Origin of the sequence: Mycetohabitans sp. B2, from assembly GCF_021733735.1 — a bacterium.
In the GTDB taxonomy this organism is placed as follows: domain Bacteria; phylum Pseudomonadota; class Gammaproteobacteria; order Burkholderiales; family Burkholderiaceae; genus Mycetohabitans; species Mycetohabitans rhizoxinica.
In genome coordinates, this window is the sequence record NZ_JAHKSP010000192.1 from 1 (window position 1) to 1,018 (window position 1,018).

1 protein-coding gene is annotated in these 1,018 nt (G+C 62.1%); it reads left to right on the forward strand.

The genetic code is table 11. From position 1 onward, the window contains the following. Positions 1-1,018, forward strand: a 1,018-nt coding sequence (locus KPG66_RS17375) for a condensation domain-containing protein (RefSeq protein WP_237071682.1), incomplete at both ends; no start/stop codon positions are given.

Sequence of the window (1,018 nt, forward strand, 5' to 3'; positions counted from 1 at the left end):
TCGCCGACGCGCCGGTGCTGCTTGAACTACCGACCGATCGGCCGCGCCCGGCACAACAGTCATTTGCCGGCGCGCAGGTGCCGGTGCAGATCGATGCATCGACCACGCAAGCGCTCAAGCGCTTAAGCGCTGAGCATGGCACGACGCTATTTATGACGGTGCTCGCCGCATGGAGCGCGGTGCTCGCGCGCCTGTCAGGCCAGCACGACGTGGTCATCGGCACGCCCAGCGCCCATCGTAACCACCCGCAAATCGAGCCGTTGATTGGCTTTTTTGTCAATACGTTGGCGTTGCGCATGGATTTGTCGGGCGAGCCGGATACCGCAGAGCTGCTCGCGCGCGTGCGGCGCACGACACTCGATGCGCAAGCGCATCAGGATTTACCGTTCGAGCAAGTGGTGGAGATCGTGCAGCCGCCGCGTCGATTAAATCATACGCCGCTGTTTCAAGTGATGTTGGCGTGGCAGAGTAATGCGCCAGGCGAGTGGCGCCTACCCGGGCTCACGACCACGCCGGCTGAGCTGGAGTATGAGGTCGTGAAGTTCGATCTCGAGCTGAACTTATCTGAGGCAGGTGAGGAGGTCGTTGGCAACTTAGGGTATGCGACGGCGCTGTTCGATCACGCGACGATCGAGCGGCACGTCGGGTATCTACAGACGATGTTGCGCGCCATGGTGGCTCGCCCCCAGCAGCCGGTTGCAACGCTTGAGTTGCTGTCACCGGCCGAGCGTCAGTTGCTGCTTGACACGTGGAATGCGACGCAGCGGGACTATCCGAAACATCGGTGTGTGCACCAGTTGTTTGAGGCGCAGGTCGAGCGCACGCCCGAGGCGCCAGCGCTGGTATATGAAGCGCAGACACTGAGCTATGCGCAGCTGAACGCACAAGCTAATCGCTTGGCGCACCAGTTGATCGAGCTGGGTGTCAAGCCAGACATCCGGGTGGCGATCTGCGTTGAGCGCTCGCCGGCGCTAGTTGTGGGGCTGCTGGCGATCCTCAAAGCGGGTGGCGCCTATGT